The organism is Kitasatospora purpeofusca (assembly GCF_036010405.1).
Taxonomy (GTDB): Bacteria; Actinomycetota; Actinomycetes; order Streptomycetales; family Streptomycetaceae; genus Kitasatospora; species Kitasatospora purpeofusca.
This window is the reverse complement of sequence record NZ_CP108561.1, coordinates 5,296,358-5,316,638: the sequence shown is the minus strand read 5'-3', so window position 1 is coordinate 5,316,638 and position 20,281 is coordinate 5,296,358. Positions and strand designations below refer to the sequence as shown.

General features: G+C 73.5%; 15 protein-coding genes. 9 read left to right on the top strand and 6 right to left on the bottom strand.

The annotated features are described in order from the left end of the window. The first annotated feature begins 594 nt into the window (after window positions 1-594). Window positions 595-1,416 carry an HAD family hydrolase gene (locus OG715_RS23590; RefSeq protein ID WP_323182179.1) on the top strand — a complete coding sequence of 274 codons (822 nt, stop codon included), beginning with the start codon at window positions 595-597 and terminating at the stop codon, window positions 1,414-1,416. Between the two features lie 469 nt (window positions 1,417-1,885). Here OG715_RS23590 and OG715_RS23585 read toward each other — a convergent pair whose 3' ends face one another. After that, window positions 1,886-2,800: an oxidoreductase gene (locus OG715_RS23585; protein WP_266270849.1), complete on the bottom strand. Its 915-nt coding sequence runs from the start codon at window positions 2,798-2,800 to the stop codon at window positions 1,886-1,888. 215 nt (window positions 2,801-3,015) lie between these two features. Between OG715_RS23585 and OG715_RS23580 the strand changes: the two genes are divergently transcribed. The 3 genes from OG715_RS23580 to acs all read left to right on the top strand — a co-directional run bounded on the left by OG715_RS23580 (window position 3,016) and on the right by acs (window position 9,247). Then, the gene (locus tag OG715_RS23580) at window positions 3,016-4,005 is read left to right on the top strand and encodes an ATP-binding protein (protein WP_266270848.1); all 990 of its coding nucleotides are present in this window, start codon (window positions 3,016-3,018) and stop codon (window positions 4,003-4,005) included. A 525-nt stretch (window positions 4,006-4,530) separates the two neighbouring features. Beyond that, window positions 4,531-7,059 carry a SulP family inorganic anion transporter gene (locus OG715_RS23575; protein ID WP_266270847.1) on the top strand — a complete coding sequence of 843 codons (2,529 nt, stop codon included), beginning with the start codon at window positions 4,531-4,533 and terminating at the stop codon, window positions 7,057-7,059. Window positions 7,060-7,270: 211 nt separating this feature from the next. Further along, window positions 7,271-9,247 (top strand): acetate--CoA ligase, encoded by a 1,977-nt coding sequence (acs, locus tag OG715_RS23570; protein WP_266270846.1) that lies wholly within the window; start codon window positions 7,271-7,273, stop codon window positions 9,245-9,247. 128 nt (window positions 9,248-9,375) lie between these two features. Here the strand turns inward: acs and OG715_RS23565 are convergent, their stop codons facing one another. Next, complete coding sequence (locus OG715_RS23565; RefSeq protein WP_266270845.1) at window positions 9,376-10,743, bottom strand: serine hydrolase domain-containing protein; 1,368 nt, start codon at window positions 10,741-10,743, stop codon at window positions 9,376-9,378. A 385-nt stretch (window positions 10,744-11,128) separates the two neighbouring features. On the opposite strand from OG715_RS23565, the gene nhaA reads away from it, so the two are divergent. The 4 genes from nhaA to OG715_RS23545 all read left to right on the top strand — a co-directional run bounded on the left by nhaA (window position 11,129) and on the right by OG715_RS23545 (window position 14,903). Next, window positions 11,129-12,550, top strand: a complete 1,422-nt coding sequence (nhaA, locus tag OG715_RS23560; protein WP_266270844.1) for a Na+/H+ antiporter NhaA — start codon at window positions 11,129-11,131, stop codon at window positions 12,548-12,550. Between the two features lie 211 nt (window positions 12,551-12,761). Beyond that, window positions 12,762-13,238 (top strand): phage holin family protein, encoded by a 477-nt coding sequence (locus tag OG715_RS23555; RefSeq protein WP_266270843.1) that lies wholly within the window; start codon window positions 12,762-12,764, stop codon window positions 13,236-13,238. Window positions 13,239-13,345: 107 nt separating this feature from the next. Next, a complete protein-coding gene (locus OG715_RS23550; protein WP_266270842.1) occupies window positions 13,346-14,464 on the top strand; it encodes an alpha/beta fold hydrolase in 1,119 nt (372 codons plus the stop codon). Window positions 14,465-14,630: 166 nt separating this feature from the next. Further along, window positions 14,631-14,903 (top strand): hypothetical protein, encoded by a 273-nt coding sequence (locus OG715_RS23545; protein WP_266270841.1) that lies wholly within the window; start codon window positions 14,631-14,633, stop codon window positions 14,901-14,903. 117 nt (window positions 14,904-15,020) lie between these two features. On the opposite strand, the gene OG715_RS23540 is transcribed toward OG715_RS23545, so the two are convergent. From OG715_RS23540 to OG715_RS23525, 4 genes are all read right to left on the bottom strand, one after another. After that, a complete protein-coding gene (locus OG715_RS23540) occupies window positions 15,021-16,205 on the bottom strand; it encodes a MarP family serine protease (RefSeq protein WP_266270840.1) in 1,185 nt (394 codons plus the stop codon). A 67-nt stretch (window positions 16,206-16,272) separates the two neighbouring features. Further along, window positions 16,273-17,004 carry an NUDIX hydrolase gene (locus OG715_RS23535; RefSeq protein WP_266270839.1) on the bottom strand — a complete coding sequence of 244 codons (732 nt, stop codon included), beginning with the start codon at window positions 17,002-17,004 and terminating at the stop codon, window positions 16,273-16,275. Window positions 17,005-17,015: 11 nt separating this feature from the next. Next, window positions 17,016-17,891 (bottom strand): endonuclease III, encoded by an 876-nt coding sequence (gene nth / locus OG715_RS23530; RefSeq protein WP_266270838.1) that lies wholly within the window; start codon window positions 17,889-17,891, stop codon window positions 17,016-17,018. Window positions 17,892-18,007: 116 nt separating this feature from the next. Continuing rightward, the gene (locus OG715_RS23525) at window positions 18,008-18,847 is read right to left on the bottom strand and encodes an isocitrate lyase/PEP mutase family protein (protein WP_266270837.1); all 840 of its coding nucleotides are present in this window, start codon (window positions 18,845-18,847) and stop codon (window positions 18,008-18,010) included. 230 nt (window positions 18,848-19,077) lie between these two features. On the opposite strand from OG715_RS23525, the gene OG715_RS23520 reads away from it, so the two are divergent. Then, window positions 19,078-20,085, top strand: coding sequence for an ArsR/SmtB family transcription factor (locus OG715_RS23520; protein WP_266270836.1), 1,008 nt, complete (start codon window positions 19,078-19,080; stop codon window positions 20,083-20,085). Window positions 20,086-20,281: the final 196 nt, after the last annotated feature.

Genomic DNA, 20,281 nt, shown 5'->3' with positions numbered 1-20,281 from the left:
GGAGCGGGATAGCGACGCACGCACCACGTGCTCCCCGGAGCAGGTCCGATCCTCATTCCGGGGGTGGCGACTCCGGAGCTGGACATGACCAAAGCTCTACGGAGAGTGACGAAAACGTCGAGACAGTCGGGCGGGCCGACACCCCCTGTAGAGATCGCCCGGATCAACCGGCGGATCCGCCGGGCCGGCCGTCCGAGCCGCGAAAATGGCTCCGGACGTGCGACGACCCCCGCCGGGGGGGAGAGCGGGGGTCGTCTATCCACGGCCCGACTCGGGGGGGAGGAGCCGGACCGGGTTAGCACGGTCGCGAACGATCCGTGACTTCCATGGTGTACCCGAGCGGCCAGAAACACAAACCCGCACGCCCACGAGTACGCCGAATGGCGGGCAGTTTTGCGGAGCCCTCTATCCTCGGTTCCCGTGGACACCACCGAGAACGCCGACGAGTACGCCGACGAGTCCCCGGACTCCACCGCCGCAGCCGCTGCCGGAACCGGAGGGGCCCCGGGGTCCGACGGGTCCGAGGGGACGGCCGTGACCGCCGCACGGCCCGGAGCGGCCGGTTCCGGCCCGTCCGCGACCCGCACGGCGGCCGTGCGCCCGCGCCCGGCCGGCCCGCGGACCGCGGCCTTCTTCGACCTGGACAAGACGATCATCGCCAAGTCGAGCGCCCTGGCGTTCAGCCGTCCGTTCTACCAGGGCGGCCTGATCAACCGTCGGGCCGTCCTGCGAAGTGCGTACGCCCAGTTCGTCTTTCTGGTGGGCGGCGCGGACCACGACCAGATGGAGAAGATGCGGCAGTACCTCTCCGCGCTGACCCGGGGCTGGAACGTGCAGCAGGTCCGCGAGATCGTCGCCGAGACCCTGCACAACCTGATCGATCCGATCATCTACGACGAGGCCGCCTCGCTCATCGAGCAGCACCACGCGGCCGGCCGGGACGTGGTCATCGTCAGCAGCTCCGGCTCCGAGGTGGTCGAGCCGATCGGCGCGCTGCTCGGCGCGGACCACGTGATCGCCACCCGGCTGCAGATCGAGGACGGCTGCTACACCGGCGAGATCGAGTACTACGCCTACGCCGAGAACAAGGCCGCCGCCATCCGGGAGTTGGCCGCGGTCGAGGGCTACGACCTGGCCGAGTGCTACGCCTACAGCGACTCGTCGACGGACCTGCCCCTGCTGGAGGCCGTCGGCCACCCGTCGGCGGTCAACCCCGACCGGGCGCTGCGCAAGGAGGCACTCGCGCGGGAGTGGCCGGTACTGGTCTTCGACCGGCCGGTGGAACTCCGGCGGCGGCTCCCGGAGTTCTCGGCGCCGAGCCGCTCGGTGCTGACGGCGGTGGCGGTCGGCGCGGCACTCCTGACCGCCGGCGCCGTCTGGTACGCGACCCGTCGGCGCCGCCACCCCCCGGTCTGATCCGGCGGAGCCCCCGACCGAGGCGGCACCGACCCGGCACCCCTTGGACAAAACGGGCAAAAGTCGAAGACTTCTCATTTCGGGTTCCCCTTTCACCCGAAACGCGATACAAAGGAATCACGGCCCGCGAGACCCGGTCAGGACCTAAGAGGTCAAACCGACAACGCAGTTCAGGCCCCACGGACCGTGTGCACAGATAACCGAGCACCCACATGCAGCCGACCCGCTGTCGGGCCGCCGCACCAGACGAACGGGCAGGATCCCCGTCTGATCGGCACTTTCCGGTGCATGCATGGTCACCCGGCATCTGTGCCAGCGGCGGCACCCGGCAGGATCAGGTGCCGCCGCATCCTTGCGTCCGGAGCCGGCCCGAGGTCCGTCCGGAGCCCGCGGGGGCCGTGGGGCCCGCCCGGGAGCGGCCTGCGGCCCGTTCGCGCACCGCACCGGGACCCGCCCCCACCGGGCCCGCTCAGACCATGCCGCGCTGCATCGCCTCGCAGACCGCCGTACTCTCCCGGACCCCGAGCCGCAGCGCCCGCCCGCAGTGGCCGATCCAGGCCGCCAGCCCCTCCGGCGTCCCCGCCAGGTAGCCGGCCAGCGCGCGCCGGTAGGCGTCCGTCCCCAGCTCCACGAGCCCCACCTCGGCCGGGCAGATCGACTTCGGGTCGAGTCCCTCCGCGATCAGCACGATCCGCGCGGCGGCGCGGGCGATCAGGCCGTTGTACGAGCCGAACGGCCGCAGCGCCAGCAGTTCGCCCTGCACGATCGAGGAGACCACCAGGGCGGGCGTCCCGACCCCCTGGCCCTCGGCGCGGGCCACCAGCAGCCGGGACAGCTGGTCCAGCCGGGCGGCGACCTCCTCCGGGCCGGGCGCTGCCGGCAGGGCCGGCACGGGCCCCTCCGGAGCGGCCGGCCCGGCGGACGGGGCCGCGTCCGCCGCGACCCCCTCGGCCGGCTTCAGCTCCAGCGGGAAGAGGTCCTCGACGCCCTCCCCGGCCTGCCTCGGCCGGCCCGCCACGGGGTCGGTGTCGCCGACCGCCAGCAGGTGCAGCCGGGCCAGCACCTGGAGCGGCGAGTGCCGCCAGATGCTCAGCAGCTGCCCCGCCTCGGCGGAGATCCGCAGGGCGGCGCCCACCGTCCGGGTCTCGGGGTCGGCGCCGAAGTCGCTGCGACGGCGGACCTCCTCCAGCGACCAGTCCGAGCCCGCCAGCGCCGCGGAGGCGCGGGCGCCGCGCAGGGCCGACTCGGAGGTGACCTCGGCCGCGCGGCGGCGCATCACCCGGTGGCCGTAGAGGCGGTCGACGGCCTTGCGCACCTCGGCCACCGCGTCGGGCACCCCGGGGAGCTGGGCCAGCGGGGCGAGGGGATCTGTTCCAGTGCTCACCTACCCGAGAGTAATGACCAGGAGGCCCCTGCCGGAACAGCAACCACGCATCACCCGTTCGAGGCAATCCTCACTTCCCTCCCGCAAACGGCCCGAAACCCCGGATAGCATGACTGTCGAAGACGATAACGATTTCCAACTCGGAAGATCGTCGACCTCGTCGCGGCGCGGACCGCGGGCGCGGCGGGTCCTGGAGCGAGAGCCGGAGTCCCAAGATGAAGATCGCCTTCGTCGGCAAGGGCGGCAGCGGCAAGACCACGCTGTCCGCACTGTTCATCCGCCACCTGGCCGCCGCGGGCCGCCCGGTCCTCGCCGTCGACGCCGACATCAACCAGCACCTCGGCCCGGCCCTCGGGCTGACGGACGGCCAGTCCGCCGCCCTGCCCTCGCTCGGGGCCCATCTGCCCGCCATCAAGGAGTACCTGCGCGGCGGCAACCCGCTGATCCGCTCCGCCGAGGAGATGATCAAGACCACCCCGCCGGGGCGCGGTTCGCGGCTGCTCCGGATCGTCGAGGAGAACCCGGTCTACGCGGCCTGCGCCCGCCCGATCGCGCTCGACGAGGGCTCGGTCCGGCTCCTGGCGACAGGCGCGTTCACCGAGGAGGACCTCGGCGTCGCCTGCTACCACTCCAAGGTCGGCGCGGTCGAGCTGCTGCTGAACCACCTGGTCGACGGCCGGGACGAGTACGTGGTGACCGACATGACCGCCGGCTCCGACTCCTTCGCCTCGGGCCTGTTCACCCGCTTCGACCTCACCTTCCTGGTGGCCGAGCCCACCCGCAAGGGCATCTCGGTGTACCGCCAGTACCGGGACTACGCGCAGGACTTCGGCGTCCGGCTGCGGGTGGTCGGCAACAAGGTGCAGAGCCAGGACGACCTGGACTTCCTCCGCCGGGAGGTCGGCGAGGACCTGCTGACCTCCTTCGGGCACTCCGACTGGGTGCGCCGACTGGAGCAGGGCGCGCAGCCGCCGCTGCGCGCCCTCGAAGCCGCCAATCGCTCGGTACTGGACGAGCTGAGGACGGCGGCGGACGCCGCGTACGACCTGCGGGATCCGCGCCGCTACACCGAGCAGGCCGTCCTCTTCCACGTGCGCAACGCCGAGAGCTGGGCGAACGCCAAGGTCGGCATCGACCTCGCCACCCAGGTCGACCCGGACTTCGTGCTCGGCGACGAACCCGCGGCGGCCGGCGCGGCCGTCTGACCGGAGCGGCACCACGCAGCACCGGCGCGGAGCACACTCCCCCCGCACCCCTCGCGCAGCGCCCACGGCCGCGGTCCCGGAAACGGGGCCGCGGCCCTCGCACATCCACCACGCCCCGCCCCGGATCCGGCCCGCAGCACCGCCGCAGCCCCGGCCGCAGCGCCGTCACCAGCAGATTCCCTTCTGTTCGACCACCACCCAATGGGGTGAATCGGGCGGATATTGCCTGTCACTCCGGATGACGCTGTGCAAAGCTCTCATTACCCTCGGTTTACCGAGTCTTGATGTTCCGCATCCGTTCCGGTGCTCCTCGCCGTGGCCTGGCTCCTCCCAGCGCCCCGCCGAGTGACCGCCGGGGCCCCCGATGGTCCAAGGCCCGGCCGGTGACACCCGCACTCCCGGCCCGTCCGCACCATCCCGCCACACCGTCGCGACCCACGACAGCCGATCCGCTCCACCGAGCCCATGACCGGACTCACCGCCGGACCTGACTGCGTTCGTTCCCCCGGACAGACGGGAAGACCCATGACCCTCGACATCTCCAGCGCACCCATCGCCTCCGACACCACCGACCACGCCCCGCCGGGTCGACGTCCCCGCGCCTCCTGGGCGCAGGACCTCTCGGCCTCCCTGGTGGTCTTCCTCATCGCCGTGCCGTTCTCCCTCGGCATCGCCCTGGCCACCGGCGCCCCGCTCACCGCGGGCCTCGCCGCCGCGGCCGTCGGCGGAATCGTGGTCGGACTGTTCGGCGGCACTCCGCTGCAGGTCAGCGGTCCCTCGGCCGCCCTCACCGTGATCACGGCCGGGCTCATCACCCAGTACGGCTGGCAGGCCACCTGCGCCATCACCCTCGCCGCCGGCCTGCTCCAACTCCTCCTGGGAGTAAGGCGGGTGGCCCGGACGGCACTGGCCGTCTCGCCCGCCATCGTGCACGGCATGCTGGCCGGCGTCGGCCTCGCCATCGCGATCGCGCAGTTGCACGTCGTCCTCGGCGGCTCCCCGCAGAGCTCGGCCCTGGCCAATCTGCTCGCCCTGCCGAGCCAGTTGGCGGCCCCGCACCCGTCCGCCCTGATCGTCGGCACGGTCACCGCCGCGGCGCTGCTCGGCTGGCCCCGACTGGGCCGACTCCCCGGCCGCTACGGCGAGTTCGGCACCCGGCTGACCAAGGTCCCCGGCCCGCTGGCCGCCGTCGCCGCCGCCACCACGCTCGCGGTCGCGCTGGACCTGCGGCTCGCCCGGGTCGACCTGCCCGCCTGGCAGCCGCACGACCTCGTCCCCGACCTGCCGCACGGCCCGCCCCTCGCCGTCCTCGCCTCCGTGCTCACCGTCACCGCCGTGGCGAGCGTCGAATCACTGCTCTCCGCCGTCGCGGTCGACCGGATGTCGCACCGCACCGGGGACCTCGACCGCGAGCTGCGAGGCCAGGGGCTGGCCAACATGGTCAGCGGGCTGGTCGGCGGACTGCCGATCGCCGGCGGCGCGGTACGCAGCACCGCCAACGTCCGGGCCGGGGCACGCAGCCGCTGGTCCTCGGTCCTGCACGGGGTGTGGGTGCTGGCGGCCGCGCTGGCTCTCACCGGCGGGCTGCGCCGGATCCCGCTCGCCGCGCTCGCCGCCCTGGTGCTGGTCGTCGGCCTGCAGATGGTGAGCTTCGCGCACATCCGGAAGGTCCACCGGCACCGGGAGTTCCCGGTCTACCTGGTCACCGTGGTCTCGGTGGTGCTGTTCGGCGTGCTGCCGGGCGTGGCGCTGGGCGCCGCGACGGCCGTGCTGCTCGCGCTCTACCGGCTGACCCGCGCGCACGTGGACGTGCTGGCCGGCCCCGACGGCACGCTCACCGTGGAGACGCACGGCCCGCTGACCTTCGCCGCCGTGCCCCGGCTGAGCCGGGCACTCGCCGGTGTGCCGGCCGGCGCCGAGGTCGCCGTCGTGCACGACGGCTCCTTCCTGGACCACGCCGCCTACGAGACGCTGCACAGCTGGCGCACCGCTCATCAGGCGGGCGGCGGTCGGGTGTCGATGGTGACCCGCCGCCAGGACGACGAGGTGCTCGACCCGGACGGCACCGTCCGCACCGGCAGCTCCCCCGGCCCGCACCGCTGCCGCGCCTGGACGCCCTGGGTCGGCCACCACTGCATCGAACAGCAGGAGGACCCGCACGTCCGGCTGCTCGACGGGGTGCGGGTGTTCCAACTGCACACCGCCCCGCTGGTCCGGCCCGAGCTGGCCCGGCTCGCCAGGGAGGGGCAGACGCCCTCCCAGCTGTTCCTGACCTGCGCCGACTCCCGGATGGTCACCAGCATGATCACCAACAGCGGTCCCGGCGACCTCTTCACCGTGCGCAATGTCGGCAACCTGGTGCCGGCGCCGCACGAGCCGGGCGCGGCCGACGACTCGGTGGCGGCGGCGGTGCAGTACGCGGTCGAGGTGCTGGAGGTGCGGTCGATCACCGTCTGCGGGCACTCGGGCTGCGGGGCGATGAAGGCCCTGCTGGACGGGGTGCACGAGCAGCCCGGCCAGCCCACTCCGCTGGCCCGCTGGCTGCGCAACGGCCGGGGCTCGCTGGACCGGCTGCGCCGGGTCCCGGCGGAGTTCACCGACCGCCCGGTGGTCGATGTGACGGAGCAGCTCTGCGTCACCAATGTCGTCCAGCAACTGGACCAGCTGATGGCCAACCCGGCCGTGGAGCGGCGGGTCACCGAGGGCAGCCTGCGGCTGGTCGGCATGTACTTCGACTTCGCCACCGCGCAGGCCTATGTGCTCGACCCGGAGAGCGGCCGGTTCGGCCCGGTCGAGGCGGTGGCACCGACCTCCGTCACCGCATGCACGCCCGCACCCCCGCCCATGCCCGCATACATGCCCGCATCCGCAGCCGTATCCGTTTCCGCAGCAGCTGCAGCCACAGCCGCGTCCACCCCCGCAACACTGCCGTCCACCCCGCGCGGGGAGCACGACACGCCCGAACGAGTGAATGAATTCGAACAGGTTCCGACCACCGGTACCGTCGCCGCGGATCCGGCCAGGGACGGCGGAGGCCCCGGCCTGGCCGCCTGAGAGCCGGGCCCGCGTCCAGCCGGGCGGGCCAAGGACGCGGGCCCACCTCCTCGGGCCGCCCGAGACGCCTCCGACCTCGGGCGGCCGTTCGACGAGCGATCAAAGGTCTACACCAATTAGCCAGAGCCTCTTGTCAACTGACCTCTTCGCCTGGTGAGCTGTGCGCTGGGACACACGGGACAATCCCCACGCACGGGAAACGACCCCGATCATGACTCATGAGGAGTGCGCGTTGAGCAACGAGAGCCTGGCCAACCTGCTCAAGGAGGAGCGGCGTTTCGCCCCGCCGGCAGAGCTCGCCGCAGCCGCCAACGTCACTGCGGCCGCGTACGCCCAGGCATCCGAGGACCGCCTCGGCTTCTGGGCCGAGCAGGCCCGCCGCCTCACCTGGGCCGTCGAGCCCACGCAGACGCTCGACTGGTCCAACCCGCCCTTCGCGAAGTGGTTCGCCGACGGCAAACTCAACATCGCCTACAACTGCGTGGACCGCCACGTCGAGGCCGGCCACGGCGACCGCGTCGCCATCCACTTCGAGGGCGAGCCCGGCGACGGCCGCGCCATCACCTACGCCCAGCTCAAGGACGAGGTCTCCCAGGCCGCCAACGCCCTGCTCGAACTCGGCGTCGGCAAGGGCGACCGCGTCGCCATCTACCTGCCGATGATCCCCGAGGCCGTCGTCTCGATGCTCGCCTGCGCCCGCATCGGCGCCACGCACTCCGTCGTCTTCGGCGGCTTCTCGGCCGACGCCGTCGCCTCCCGCATCCAGGACGCCCGCGCCAAGCTCGTCATCACCTCCGACGGCGGCTACCGGCGCGGCAAGCCCTCCGCCCTCAAGCCCGCCATCGACGAGGCACTCACCAAGGCCGACGGCGTCGAGCACGTCCTCGTCGTGCGCCGCACCGGCCAGGACACCGCCTGGACCGAGGGCCGCGACGTCTGGTGGCACGAGCTCACCGCCCGCCAGTCCACCGAGCACACCCCCGAGGCGCACGACGCCGAGCACCCGCTGTTCATCCTCTACACCTCCGGCACCACCGGGAAGCCCAAGGGCATCCTGCACACCACCGGCGGCTACCTCACCCAGGCCAGCTACACCCACAACGCCGTCTTCGACCTCAAGCCGGAGACCGACGTCTACTGGTGCACCGCCGACATCGGCTGGGTCACCGGGCACTCGTACATCGTCTACGGCCCGCTCTCCAACGGCGCCACCCAGGTCATCTACGAAGGCACCCCCGACACCCCCCACCAGGGCCGGTTCTGGGAGATCGTCCAGAAGTACGGCGTCACGATCCTGTACACGGCGCCCACCGCGATCCGCACCTTCATGAAGTGGGGCGACGACATCCCCGCCAAGTTCGACCTGTCCTCCCTGCGGGTGCTGGGCAGCGTCGGCGAGCCGATCAACCCCGAAGCCTGGATCTGGTACCGCGACCACATCGGTGCCTCCACCGCCCCGATCGTCGACACCTGGTGGCAGACCGAGACCGGCGCCATCATGATCAGCCCGCTGCCCGGCGTCACCGAGACCAAGCCCGGCTCCGCCCAGCGCGCCCTGCCCGGCATCGCCGCCACCGTGGTCGACGACAACGGCACCGAGGTCGCCAACGGCTCCGGCGGCTACCTCGTCCTCACCGAGCCGTGGCCCTCCATGCTGCGCACCATCTGGGGCGACGACCAGCGCTACATCGACACCTACTGGTCGCGCTTCGAGGGCCGCTACTTCGCCGGCGACGGCGCCAAGAAGGACGAGGACGGCGACATCTGGCTGCTCGGCCGGGTCGACGACGTCATGCTGGTCTCCGGCCACAACATCTCGACCACCGAGGTCGAGTCCGCCCTCGTCGGCCACCCCTCGGTGGCCGAGTCGGCGGTCGTCGGCGCCACCGACGCCACCACCGGCCAGGCGATCGTCGCCTTCGTCATCCTGCGCGGCACCGCCACCGACAGCCCGGAGCTGGTCGAGGAACTGCGCGCGCACGTCGGCCGCACCCTCGGCCCGATCGCCAAGCCCAAGCAGGTCAAGGTCGTCGGCGAGCTGCCGAAGACCCGCTCCGGCAAGATCATGCGCCGCCTGCTCCGCGACATCGCCGAGGGGCGCGAGATCGGTGACACCACCACCCTCGCCGACTCCACCGTGATGAACCTCATCCAGGCCCAGCTCCCGCCGGCCGGCTCCGAGGGCTGACCGGAGGGTCCGACCTCGCACCGCTGCTCCGCGCCACGCCCTGAACGTGGCGCGGAGCAGCGCTCACGACGGTGCCCCGGGCGGTTGCTACCGCCCGGGGCACCGCTGTGTCCGAGCGACTCCGGGGGTCAGCTCCCGCCGAATTCGGCGATCAGGACCCGCAGGGTCTCGTGCGCGCTCTGCACCAGGGCACGACTGCGCAGCGGCTGCCCGCCGGCCAGCACGGCCAGGCCCACCTGGGCCCGGGGGCTGAACCCGACGAAGGCGGTGGACCGCCGGGCGGCACCCACGTGGTAGACCACTTCGCCGACGTCGACCGGCCCCGGCCCGTCGGTCGCCGCAGCCGCAGCCACAGCCGCAGGCACAGGCGCACGTACGGGCACAGGAACAGGCACCACCGGTCCCCCGGCAGCCGCAGGCCGCCCGAACGTCCCCGCCACCCCGTCCGTCCTCGGTTCCGCCGCCCCCGCCGGAAGAGCGCGCTGGTTCCACCCCAGACAGATCCGCGGCCCGCCGCGTCGCCCGTCGGTGCGTGGGCGCCGCACCTCGTTCAGCGCCGTCCGCAGCACCGCCGCGTCGGCCCGCTCGGGGAGCGGAACGGCGTCCAGGGCGAGGTGCGCCTGGAGGTAGCGGAGCATGTCGTCCGCCGTCGAACGGAGCGCGGCGGCGGCCGGAAGGGCGGGCAAGCGGAAGGACGGCACCCTGCGCCCGCGCCGGTATCCGGCGTCCTCCTCCCGGCCGGGGCCGCAGGAGGTGTCCATCAGGCCGAGCGGCCCGCAGACCCGGGCGGCGAGCAGATCGTCGTACCGCTGCCCGGCCGCGTTGGCCAGCAGCAGGCCGAGCAGCCCGCAGCCGAGGTTGGAGTACCGGACCTGGGTGCCCGGCGTGCCGCGCACCGCCGTCCGGGGCAGCGCCCGCAGCAGGTGGGCCGGTCCGAACGTGGCGTAGGGACGGGTGAACCAGCGCGGGACCTGTCCGGGCAGCACCCCGTCCGGCAGCCGGGGCAGGCCGGAGGTGTGGGTGGCCAGGTGAAGCAGGGTGATCGGACGCTCCTGCGGGTAGCCGGGGGCCGCGTCGGCGGGCAGGTAGCGGTCGATCGGATCGTCGTAGCCGACCTCTCCCCGGGCGGCCATCTCGGCCAGCAGCAGGCCGGTGAACGTCTTGGTGACGGAGCCGAGTTCGAAGCGGGTGTCGGCGCGGACCGGGCGTTCGGTGGAGCGGACGGCGTGGCCCCGGCAGGCGACGGTCCGCTCGTCGCCGCGGATCACCACGACGGCTGCGCCACCGGCCGGTGCGGCGGCGCGGAACAGCGGGCGGAGCAGGCGGTCGAGTTCGGGGTCGGGCGGGCCGTACAGCGGGGCGTTCATCGGACGGCGCTCCGACCGCCGGACCGGGACGTGCGAGGCACGCAGGACGTGCGGGACGCACAGGACGTGCACGGCACGCAGGGCGCACAAGAAGCGCAGGACGAACGGAAACCGCAGGACGAACGGCACCCGCGAGACGTATACGAACGGAAGGATAAGAGGGGCGGTCTGGGCATGGCGGCGCCTCCACAGCGCGAAGGTGGGGGATCCGGGGAAAGCCCCCGGTCCGGGGCTCCGACCTCGGCCGGGCCCTGCGACCGACGATAGAGAGCCGTTCACCCGTCTGCACGCCGCCGACTCCGTTCGGGTGTCGGTCGGCCGTACGGACGGGTGCACAACAGGCCACCCAGGCTTAAGTCCTGAAGTATGACAATCCGGACGTCGCCTTGTCGGTTCCCGTTATACTGTCAACGACGCATCAAGATCCGCGTCACAGGGCGAGCCGGGAAGTCTGGTCGGCAATGCACCACCGGTGCATCTCCGTACACCCGTCCCCGCCCCCAGGAGGCCGCGCGTGGCCAGCCAGCCGCCCGTCCAAGAGCCGACGACCCGACGCCGCCAGTTCCTCGGCAGGCTGTCCCTTCCCGAGCGCACCTTCATCACGGACGCGCTGCGCACCGAGACCGTCGGCGGCGTGCTGCTGCTCCTCGCCTCGGTCGTCGCACTGATCTGGGCCAATGTCTGGCCGGCCGCCTACCAGTCGGTCCTGGACTACACCGTCGGCCCGTCCACCCCGCTCCACCTGGACCTCAGTCTGGACGCGTGGGCGAAGGACGGACTGCTGACGATCTTCTTCTTCGTGGCCGGGATCGAGCTCAAGCGCGAGTTCGTGGCGGGCGAACTGCGCAGCCCCAGCGCCGCGATCCTCCCCGTCATAGCCGCCGTCTGCGGCGTCGCGCTGCCCGCGATCGTGTTCGCGGTGGCCAACGCCGGCCCCGGCGGGCACCCGAACGGCTGGGCCATCCCGACCGCCACCGACATCGCCTTCGCGCTCGGCGTGCTCGCCGTGGTCGGCAGCCACCTCCCCTCCGCGCTGCGCGCCTTCCTGCTCACCCTCGCGGTGGTGGACGACCTGATCGCGATCCTGATCATCGCGATCTTCTACAGCTCCGGCATCAAGTTCTGGGCGCTCGGGCTGGCCTTCGCCGGGCTGGTGCTGTTCTGGTTCCTGCACCGGCGCGGGGTCCACGGCTGGTACCTGTTCGTTCCGCTCGCCTTCGTGATCTGGGCGCTGATGCACGAGAGCGGCGTGCACGCCACGGTGGCGGGCGTCGCGATGGGTCTGATGCTCCGCTGCCACCGGGAGGGCGACGAGAAGTCCTCCCCCGGCGAGCACATCGAGCACCTGGTCCGCCCGATCTCGGCCGGGTTCGCCGTACCGGTCTTCGCGCTGTTCGCCGCCGGGGTGACGATCTCCGGACCGGCCCTGCGCGAGGTGTTCACCCAGGCGGCCCCGCTCGGGATCGTGCTCGGCCTGCTGGTCGGCAAGACCGTGGGCATCTTCGGCGGCACCCGCCTGGCCGCCCGCTTCACCCGCGCCGAACTGAACCCGCAGCTCAAGTGGGCGGACATGTTCGCAGTCTCGGTGCTGGCCGGCATCGGCTTCACGGTCTCGCTCCTGATCAGCGAACTGGCCTTCCCCGACGACCCGGCCCTCGCCGACCGGGCCAAGGCGGCCGTCCTGGTGGGGTCGCTGCTCTGCGCGCTGATCGCCACCGTGCTGCTGAAGCTGCGCAACCGGCACTACCGCGAGCTGTGCGAGGAGGAGGACCGCGACCTCGACGGCGACGGCATCCCCGACGTCTACCAACTGGACGACCCGGCCTGGCAGGCACGCACGGCCGGACAGCGGGGCCGAGCGGGCGAAGCGGGCCGGCCGGACCAGCCGCAACAGGGCGCGCACCCGGCCGACGAGGGCCCGCAGCACCCGCGTTGAGCCCGGCCCGAGCCGGGTCCGGGCCGGACCTGCCCGGAACACGTCCCTCGCCGGGCCCCCCGGAGTGGTGTCCGCTCCTCCGGTAGGGGCATGATTCTGAACTGTCGACAGTCCACCGACGCCACCGGGCCCGCCCCGGTACCCGGAACCACCGGGGAGCCGCACCGTGCGGCGGCGTCACTCGCCGCACGGCCGAAGAGGAGAACCGCTGATGCCCGCAGGAGCCGCAGACCCGTCCAGCAACGGCCGGGCGCCCTATGAGGGCGAGCGTTCGGTGGGGCAGCTGTTCGCCGCGGCCACCGCCGACCTGTCCGCCCTGGTCCACGACGAGATCGCGCTCGCCAAGGCCGAGATCCGCGCCGACGTCAAGCGCGGTGTCTCCGGCGGCGTCTCGCTGGCCGTCGCCGGTGTGGTGGCCCTGGCCGCCGTCCCGATGCTCAGTGCCGCCGCGGCGTTCGGCATCCACGCGCTGGGCCTCTCGCTCGGCTGGTCGTTCCTGGTCGTGGCCGGCGCGTACCTGCTGCTGGCCGTGCTGCTGGGCCTGCTGGCGCTGCGTTCGTTCAAGAAGATCGAGAAGCCGGTCCGCACCATCGAGGGCGCGCAGAAGACCGCCGACGTCCTGAAGAACGCGCGGCCGCGTCCCGCCACCAAGGAGGAGATCGACCGCGCCCTGGGCCGCATCCAGTAGGCCCGACCCCGGGGTCGTGGACACGCGACCGGTGCTCGGCGGGCCCGAACGGCCCGAGTGCGAGTGCCGGGCGCGTGTCCGGCGCGCGGATGTGACACGCTCTCGGTATGTCGCTCGACCAGAAGCCCGTGCCCGCACAGCCGTCCGCCGGTTCCGGCGACACCGCCTCCGACGGCACTGTCACCGGTGACGACGGCACCGTCACCGGTGAGGGCGGCACCACCCCTGCCGACAGCGGCACCGCCTCCGCCGGCAGCGGCACCGCCTCCGCCGGCAGCGGCACCGCACCCGGTGGCGGCGGCGACACCCGGAGCACGCCCCCGGCCCCCTGGGACGTCCGGCAGCCCGGACCGTGGACCCACCGCGACCTCGCCGCCAACGGCGCCCGCTTCCACATCGCCGAACTCGGCGAGGGCCCGCTGGTCCTGCTGGTCCACGGCTGGCCGCAGTACTGGTGGGCCTGGCGCCACCAGCTGACCGCACTCGCCGAGGCCGGCTACCGGGCCGTCGCCCTGGACCTGCGCGGCATCGGCGGCAGCGACCGCACCCCCCGCGGCTACGACCCGGGCAACCTCGCGCTGGACATCACCGGGGTGATCCGCTCCCTCGGCGAGAACCGGGCGCACCTGGTCGGCCACGCCTCCGGCGGCACACTGTCCTGGGTGGCGGCCGTGATGCGGCCCTCGGTGATCCAGAGCCTCACCGTGGTCTCCGCCGCGCACCCCCGGGACCTCCGCCGGGCGCTGCTGACCGACCGGCGGCAGATGGCCGCCTTCGAGCACATCCTGGGCTTCCAGCGGCCGTGGATACCGGAGCGCCGCCTGGTCGCCGACGACGCCGCGCTGATCGGCCGCTACCTGGACGCCTGGACCGGGCGCAACCAGCTGGACCGCGCGGCGGTGGCCGCGTACCGGGAGGCGATCCGGATCCCCAGCACCGCGCACTGCTCGATCGAGCCGTACCGCTGGCTGCTGCGCTCGATGGCCCGGCCGGACGGCATCCAGTTCGCCCGCCGGATGAAGAAGCCGATCACCGCGCCCACCCTGCACATCCAGGGGGCGGCGGACCCGGTGCTGCTGTCGCACACCGCGCTGGGCGGCGGCGAGTACGTGGCCGCGCCGTACCGCTGGCGCCTGATGCCGGGGATCGGGCACTTCCCGCACGAGGAGGCGCCGGAGCAGTTCACGGCCGAGCTGCTGGACTGGATCGGCCGGCACAAGGACTGAGGCGGCGCGGGGCCCCGGACCGGGCAGAAGGTCCCGGAACCCGATCGGGGGAACAGGGTCCGAGGTCCCAACTCCCTTCAGGTGACGCACATATGACAAGCGCATAGGCCACGTTGGTGGCCGGACGGGCGGTTACCCCTGTCGGCCCAGGGGCATCCATTGCGGTATGACCTGGATGCCCGATCGCGGCAGCGCCCCGCGCGGCCGACAGCACAGCGACAGCTCGCAGCGTTCCGCCCACCGTTCCGAGTGGGCGGAGAGCCGCGGTCACGACCGCGGGTACGACCGCAGTTACGACAACGGCTACGACAGTGGGTACGACGGCGGCTTCGACGGTACGGACGGCCACCCCCGCGGGGCGCAGGACCGGCTCGGTATCCCGCGCATCCTCGGCCGGCGCGCCCGCTGGGTGGGTGCCCGGCTCCGCCGCGACACCTGATCGGCCCGTCGTCCCCGGCCCGTCGTCCCCGGCCCGCGTCCCCGGCTCCCTCCCCGGCCTCACCCGCCCGCCCGCCGTCCCCGACCCGACAGGTCGCCCCGGCGGCGGGCCGGTGGGTCAGAGCGCGCAGCCCTGGGTGTCCGCCCGGCCCGAGGCCACGCTGCCCAGCTCGGCGTCCTGGCGCACCTCGGCCGCGGTCAGCACGTACCCGGTGTCCGCGCTGTCCAGCGACTTGGCGAACACCATCCCGTACACCTGGCCGTCCGGGGTGAGCAGCGGCCCGCCGCTGTTGCCCTGGCGCACCAGTGAGCGCACCGAGTAGACGTCGCGGACCACCTGGCCGCGGTGGTAGATGTCCGGTCCGTTCGCCTGGATCCGGCCGCGGATACGGGCCGGCTGGACGTTGAAGGCGCCGTTCTCCGGGAAGCCCGCCACGATCGCGTTGTCATTGGTCTTCGCCTCGCCGGCGAAGGTCAGGGCCGGTGCGTTCAGCTTCGGCACGTCGAGGATCGCGATGTCGCGCTGCCAGTCGTAGCGGACCACCGTCGCGTCGTACAGCTGGCCGACCCCGCCGATCTGCACGGTCGGCTCGTTGACCCCGCCGACCACGTGGGCGTTGGTCATCACCCGGTGCGGGGCGTAGACGAAGCCGCTGCCCTCCAGGGTCTTGCCGCAGGAGGTGGCGGTGCCCACGACCTTGACCAGGCTCTGCCGTGCCTTGGCCACCGCGGGGCTGCCGGCCAGCGTCGGATCGGGGATGTCGACCTGGGTGATCGGCTCGTGCTCGAAGGGGTTGAACACCTGCGGGAAGCCGTTGCGGGCGAGCACCTTGGAGAAGTCCGAGAACCAGTTCGGGGCGTCGGAGGGCAGGGTGTCCTGGACCCCGCCCAGGATCGCCGAGGTGCGGACCTGCTTGGAGACGGTCGGCAGGGACGTCCCGGCCAGCGCGGAGCCGATCAGCCAGGCCACCAGCAGCATCGAGATCACATTGACCACGGCGCCGCCGGCGGCGTCCAGCGCGCGGGCCGGGCGGCGGTCGATGTGACCGCGCAGCTTCCAGCCGAAGTGGGTGGTGATCGCCTGGCCGATCGCCGCCAGCACGATCACCACCACCACCGCGATCACCGAGGCGGTCGTCCCGGGGCTGAGGTGGTCCAGCAGCAGCGGCAGCAGCTGGACGGCGAGCAGCCCGCCGCCCAGGAAGCCGAGGACCGACAGCACACCGACCACGAAACCCTGCCGGTAGCCCGACACGGCGAATCCGATCGCGGCGGCGATCAACAGCACATCCAGGACATTCACCCGGACACCCTCCCACGACGGACCACCCCGCTGGGCGGGCGATGGTCGAATCCGCCCGCCGTCCGGTTCACTGCGCCCCGGCCTCGCGGCCGAGCACCGCCCGGGAACGCTCGCGGTCGCCCTGCACCAGGTCCAGCGCCTCGTCCGAGAGCTCGACGATCCGGCAGGCGTCCCACGGCCGCTCCAGCCCGCTGTGGTGCAGCACCCGGTCGATCACCCCGGCGGTGAAGCCCCAGACGAGTCGGCCGCCGACCGCGAAGGCCGGCCCCATGTGGCCGGACGGGTGCCGCAGCCTGGCCCGGTTCACCGGATCGGTCAGCTCGTCGATCGGCACCCGGAACACCGCGCCGGTCTCCCCCAGGTCCACCGGCCGGACCGGCGACTCCTCGCGCCACCAGCCGAGCACCGGCGTCACCACGAACCGGCTGACCGGGATGTAGAGCGCGGGCAGCGTCGCGAACACCTGCACCCCGTCCGGGTCCAGGCCGGTCTCCTCCCAGGCCTCGCGCAGCGCCGCCGCCACCGGGCCGGGCCCGGCCGGGTCGCCGTCCTCCGGGTCCAGCGCACCGCCGGGGAAGGAGGGCTGGCCGGCGTGCGAGCGCAGCGAGCGGGCCCGTTCGATCAGCAGCAGGTCCGGGCCGGTCTCGCCCTCGCCGAAGAGCATCAGCACGGCGGCCGCGCGGCCGCCGTCGTCCGGTGGCAGGAAGCGGCTCAGCTGCTCGGGCAGCACCCGTTCCGCGGCGTCCCTGACCGGCTCCAGCCAGCTCGGCAGCCCGTCCCGCTCGACCCCCCTCACCATCCCCCGGTCGCTCACTCGGCCACCGCCAGGTCGGCGACCTCGCCGTGGTGGGCGGCGGCGTCGGCGCGGGCGGCGGCCTCGCCGGGGAAGTCCGCGGGCGGGCGCAGCCGCTGGCCCGGCTGTCCGCCCATCTCGTACTTGAGCAGCTTCTTCGCCTTCTCCGGATCGGTCTCGCCCTCGCCGTAGGAGGGGCAGAGCGGTGCGATCGGGCAGGCTCCGCAGGCCGGCTTCCGGGAGTGGCAGATCCGCCGGCCGTGGAAGACCACACGGTGCGAGAGCATCGTCCACTCGGACTTCGGGAAGATCTCCGCGACCGCCGCCTCGACCTTCACCGGGTCCTCGTCGGTCGTCCAGCCGAACCGGCGGGCGAGGCGGCCGAAGTGGGTGTCCACGGTGATCCCGGGGACGCCGAAGGCATTGCCGAGGACGACGTTGGCGGTCTTGCGGCCGACCCCGGGGAGGGTGACCAGGTCCGCCAGCCGGCCGGGGACCTCACCGTCGAACTCGTCGCGCAGTGCGATCGAGAGGCCGATCAGGGACTTCGCCTTGTTCCGGAAGAACCCGGTCGGCCGGATGATCTCCTCCAGCTCCGCCGGGTTCGCCGCCGCCATGTCCTCCGGCGAGGGGTACGCGGCGAACAGCGCCGGGGTCGTCTGGTTCACCCGCAGGTCGGTGGTCTGCGCCGACAGCACGGTGGCCACCAGCAGCTGGAACGGGTTGTCGAAGTCCAGCTCCGGGTGCGCGTACGGGTACAGCTCCGCCAGCTCCCGGTTGATCCTCCGCGCCCGCCGCACCATCGCCAGCCGCGATTCGGGCTTGGGCGCCCCGCCTGCCTTCCCCACCGGCTTCCCCGCAGACGCGGTCGTCCGGACCTTGCTCTCTGCCATGCGTGAAGGCTACGCCGGACGGCCGCGCTCCTGCGGCGGATCGGCCAGGACCGGACCGGGAAGGACAGGGGAGGGACGGGGGGCTGACGGAGGAGGGGCGGGAGCTGACGGGCAGGTCAGCCCCGGAACAGCGCGTCGACGTCGCCGTAGCCGAGCGCGCCGACCGGCTCCGTCAGGGTGCCGGGGCCGAGCAGTTCGGCGGCGGCCCGGCGCGCGGCGGTGTAGGCGAACTGGGTCAGCGCGGTGCCGGCGCTGATCCGGCGCACCCCGGCGGCCGCGAGTTCGGCGACACCTGGCCCGCCGGCCACGGCCATCGCGTTGACCGGGAGCGGCGAACGGGCGCAGAGCGCGGCCAGCGCGTCGAGGTCCAGCAGACCGGGGACGAAGAGGCCGTCCGCGCCCGCCGCCGCGTACGCCTCGGCGCGGACGAGCACGTCGTCGAGCCCGCCCAGCCCGAACAGGAAGACGTCGGTCCGGGCGTTGACCAGCAGCTCCGGCAGGCCCGCCGCCTCCGCCGCCGAGCGGGCGGCGCGCAGCCGTCCGGCCTGCTCGTCCACCGTGAACAGCGGGCCGCCGGGCGCCGTCGAATCCTCCAGGTTGACCCCGGCCGCGCCGGCCCCCACCAGGGCCCGGACCGTCTCGACGACATCGTCCGGCGTGGGCCCGTAGCCGCCCTCGGCGTCCACCGTGACCGGCAGGTCGACGGCGGCGGCGACCCGGCGGGCGGCCTCGACGGCCGTCGCGCGGTCGAGGCGCTGGCCGTCGCCCCGGCCCAGCGACCAGGAGACGCCGCCGCTGGTGGTGGCGATCGCGGCCGCGCCGGCCGAGGCGATCACGGCGGCGCTCCCGGCGTCCCAGGCGTTCGGCAGGACGAGCACGCCGTCCGCGACCAGCGCCCTCAGCCGCTCGGCCCGCGCACGGAGGGTGGACGGCGGGAGCGGGGAGGAGGTGGACATGAGCGGTCACCGGCTTTCGGTTCGGGAGGGGTCGGGAGGGGTCAGGCGGAGTCGGAAGGGGTCCTGAGAGTCGGGAGGAACTTCAGGAGGAGTCGGGGGGAGCTTCGGGAGGCCCAGGGAGGCAGTGGCGGTTGCGCGCCGTCGACATCCTGCGGCCGGTCGGCGGGCCCCCTCCAGTGATTAAGCTGAGGCTGAATCCTGGGCCGGAGCGGGAGAGTGGGCGGGCACCGATGCGGACCGAACTCGCGTTCTCGACGGACGACCTGGCACGGACCAGGTTCGCCGTCTCCCCCATGTGGGAGGTGGTCACCAGCCTCCGGGTGCTGGCCCACCAAGCCGTCCCCGCCCTGCACCGGCCCTGGGCCGCACAGGTCCGCCGGGCGGCGGAGGGCACCGGGCCCGCGGTGCGGCGGCTGGCCGCGCTGGTCCCGGCCGCAGGCCACCTGCCGGACTTCCTCACCCCGGTCCCCGTCGGCACCGCTCCCGCGCTCACCGAGGAACTGGCCGCGATCGCCGCGACCCCGCCCGAGCGGGTGCGGGCCGATCTCGACATCCTGGCCGGCGAACACGGCGGCCGGCTGCCCGCCGTCCTCGAACCCCTGCACCGCGACCCGGTCGGCGGGCTGCCCCTCCTGGTGGCCGACATCGAGGAGTACTGGGAGTTCGCGCTGCAACCGCACTGGGCCCGGATCCGCGCGCTGCTGGACGCGGACGTGCTGCACCGCGCCCGGCAGGCCGCCGGACGCGGCAGCGCCCAGGTCCTCGACGACCTCCACGAAACGGTCCGCTGGGACGGCGGCGCGCTGCGGCTGGAGCAGCGGCACTGCGCGGTCCGGCGACTGGACGCCGGGGCCGGGCTGGTCCTGGTGCCCTCGGTGTTCGCCTGGCCCCGGGTGCTGACCCGGACGCTGCCGCCGGACCCTCCCCAGCTCGCCTACCCGGCGCGCGGCGTCGCCGCCCTGTGGGAGTCCGGGCCGGTCGCCGACCCGGCCGAGGCGCTCGCCGCCGTCCTCGGGCGCTCCCGGGCCCGGCTGCTCGCCGAACTGGACGCGCCGGCCTCCACCACGGAGCTGGCCCAGCGGACCGGGCTCTCCACCGCCGGGACCTCCCAGCACCTCACCGCCCTGCGCGCGGCCGGGCTGACCAGCGCGCAGCGGGCCGGGCACGCCGTCCTGCACGCGCGCACCGCCGTCGCCGACGCCCTGCTGGCGGCGGAGGCGGACAGCCGGACCGGGTGAGCCTCCGGCGACCGCCGGACGGCTCCCGGGCCGCGCCCGAACAGGTCCCCGAACCGTCCCCGAGCCCGTCCCCGAACTGCTCCCCGAGCCGCCCGGGGACGGGGGCCGGGGCGGCTCCGGCGGTACGAATGGCCCCGCGCAGCACACCTCGGCACACCCCCTCCTCATATGATCGGAGCGACATGCGCCATGCTTG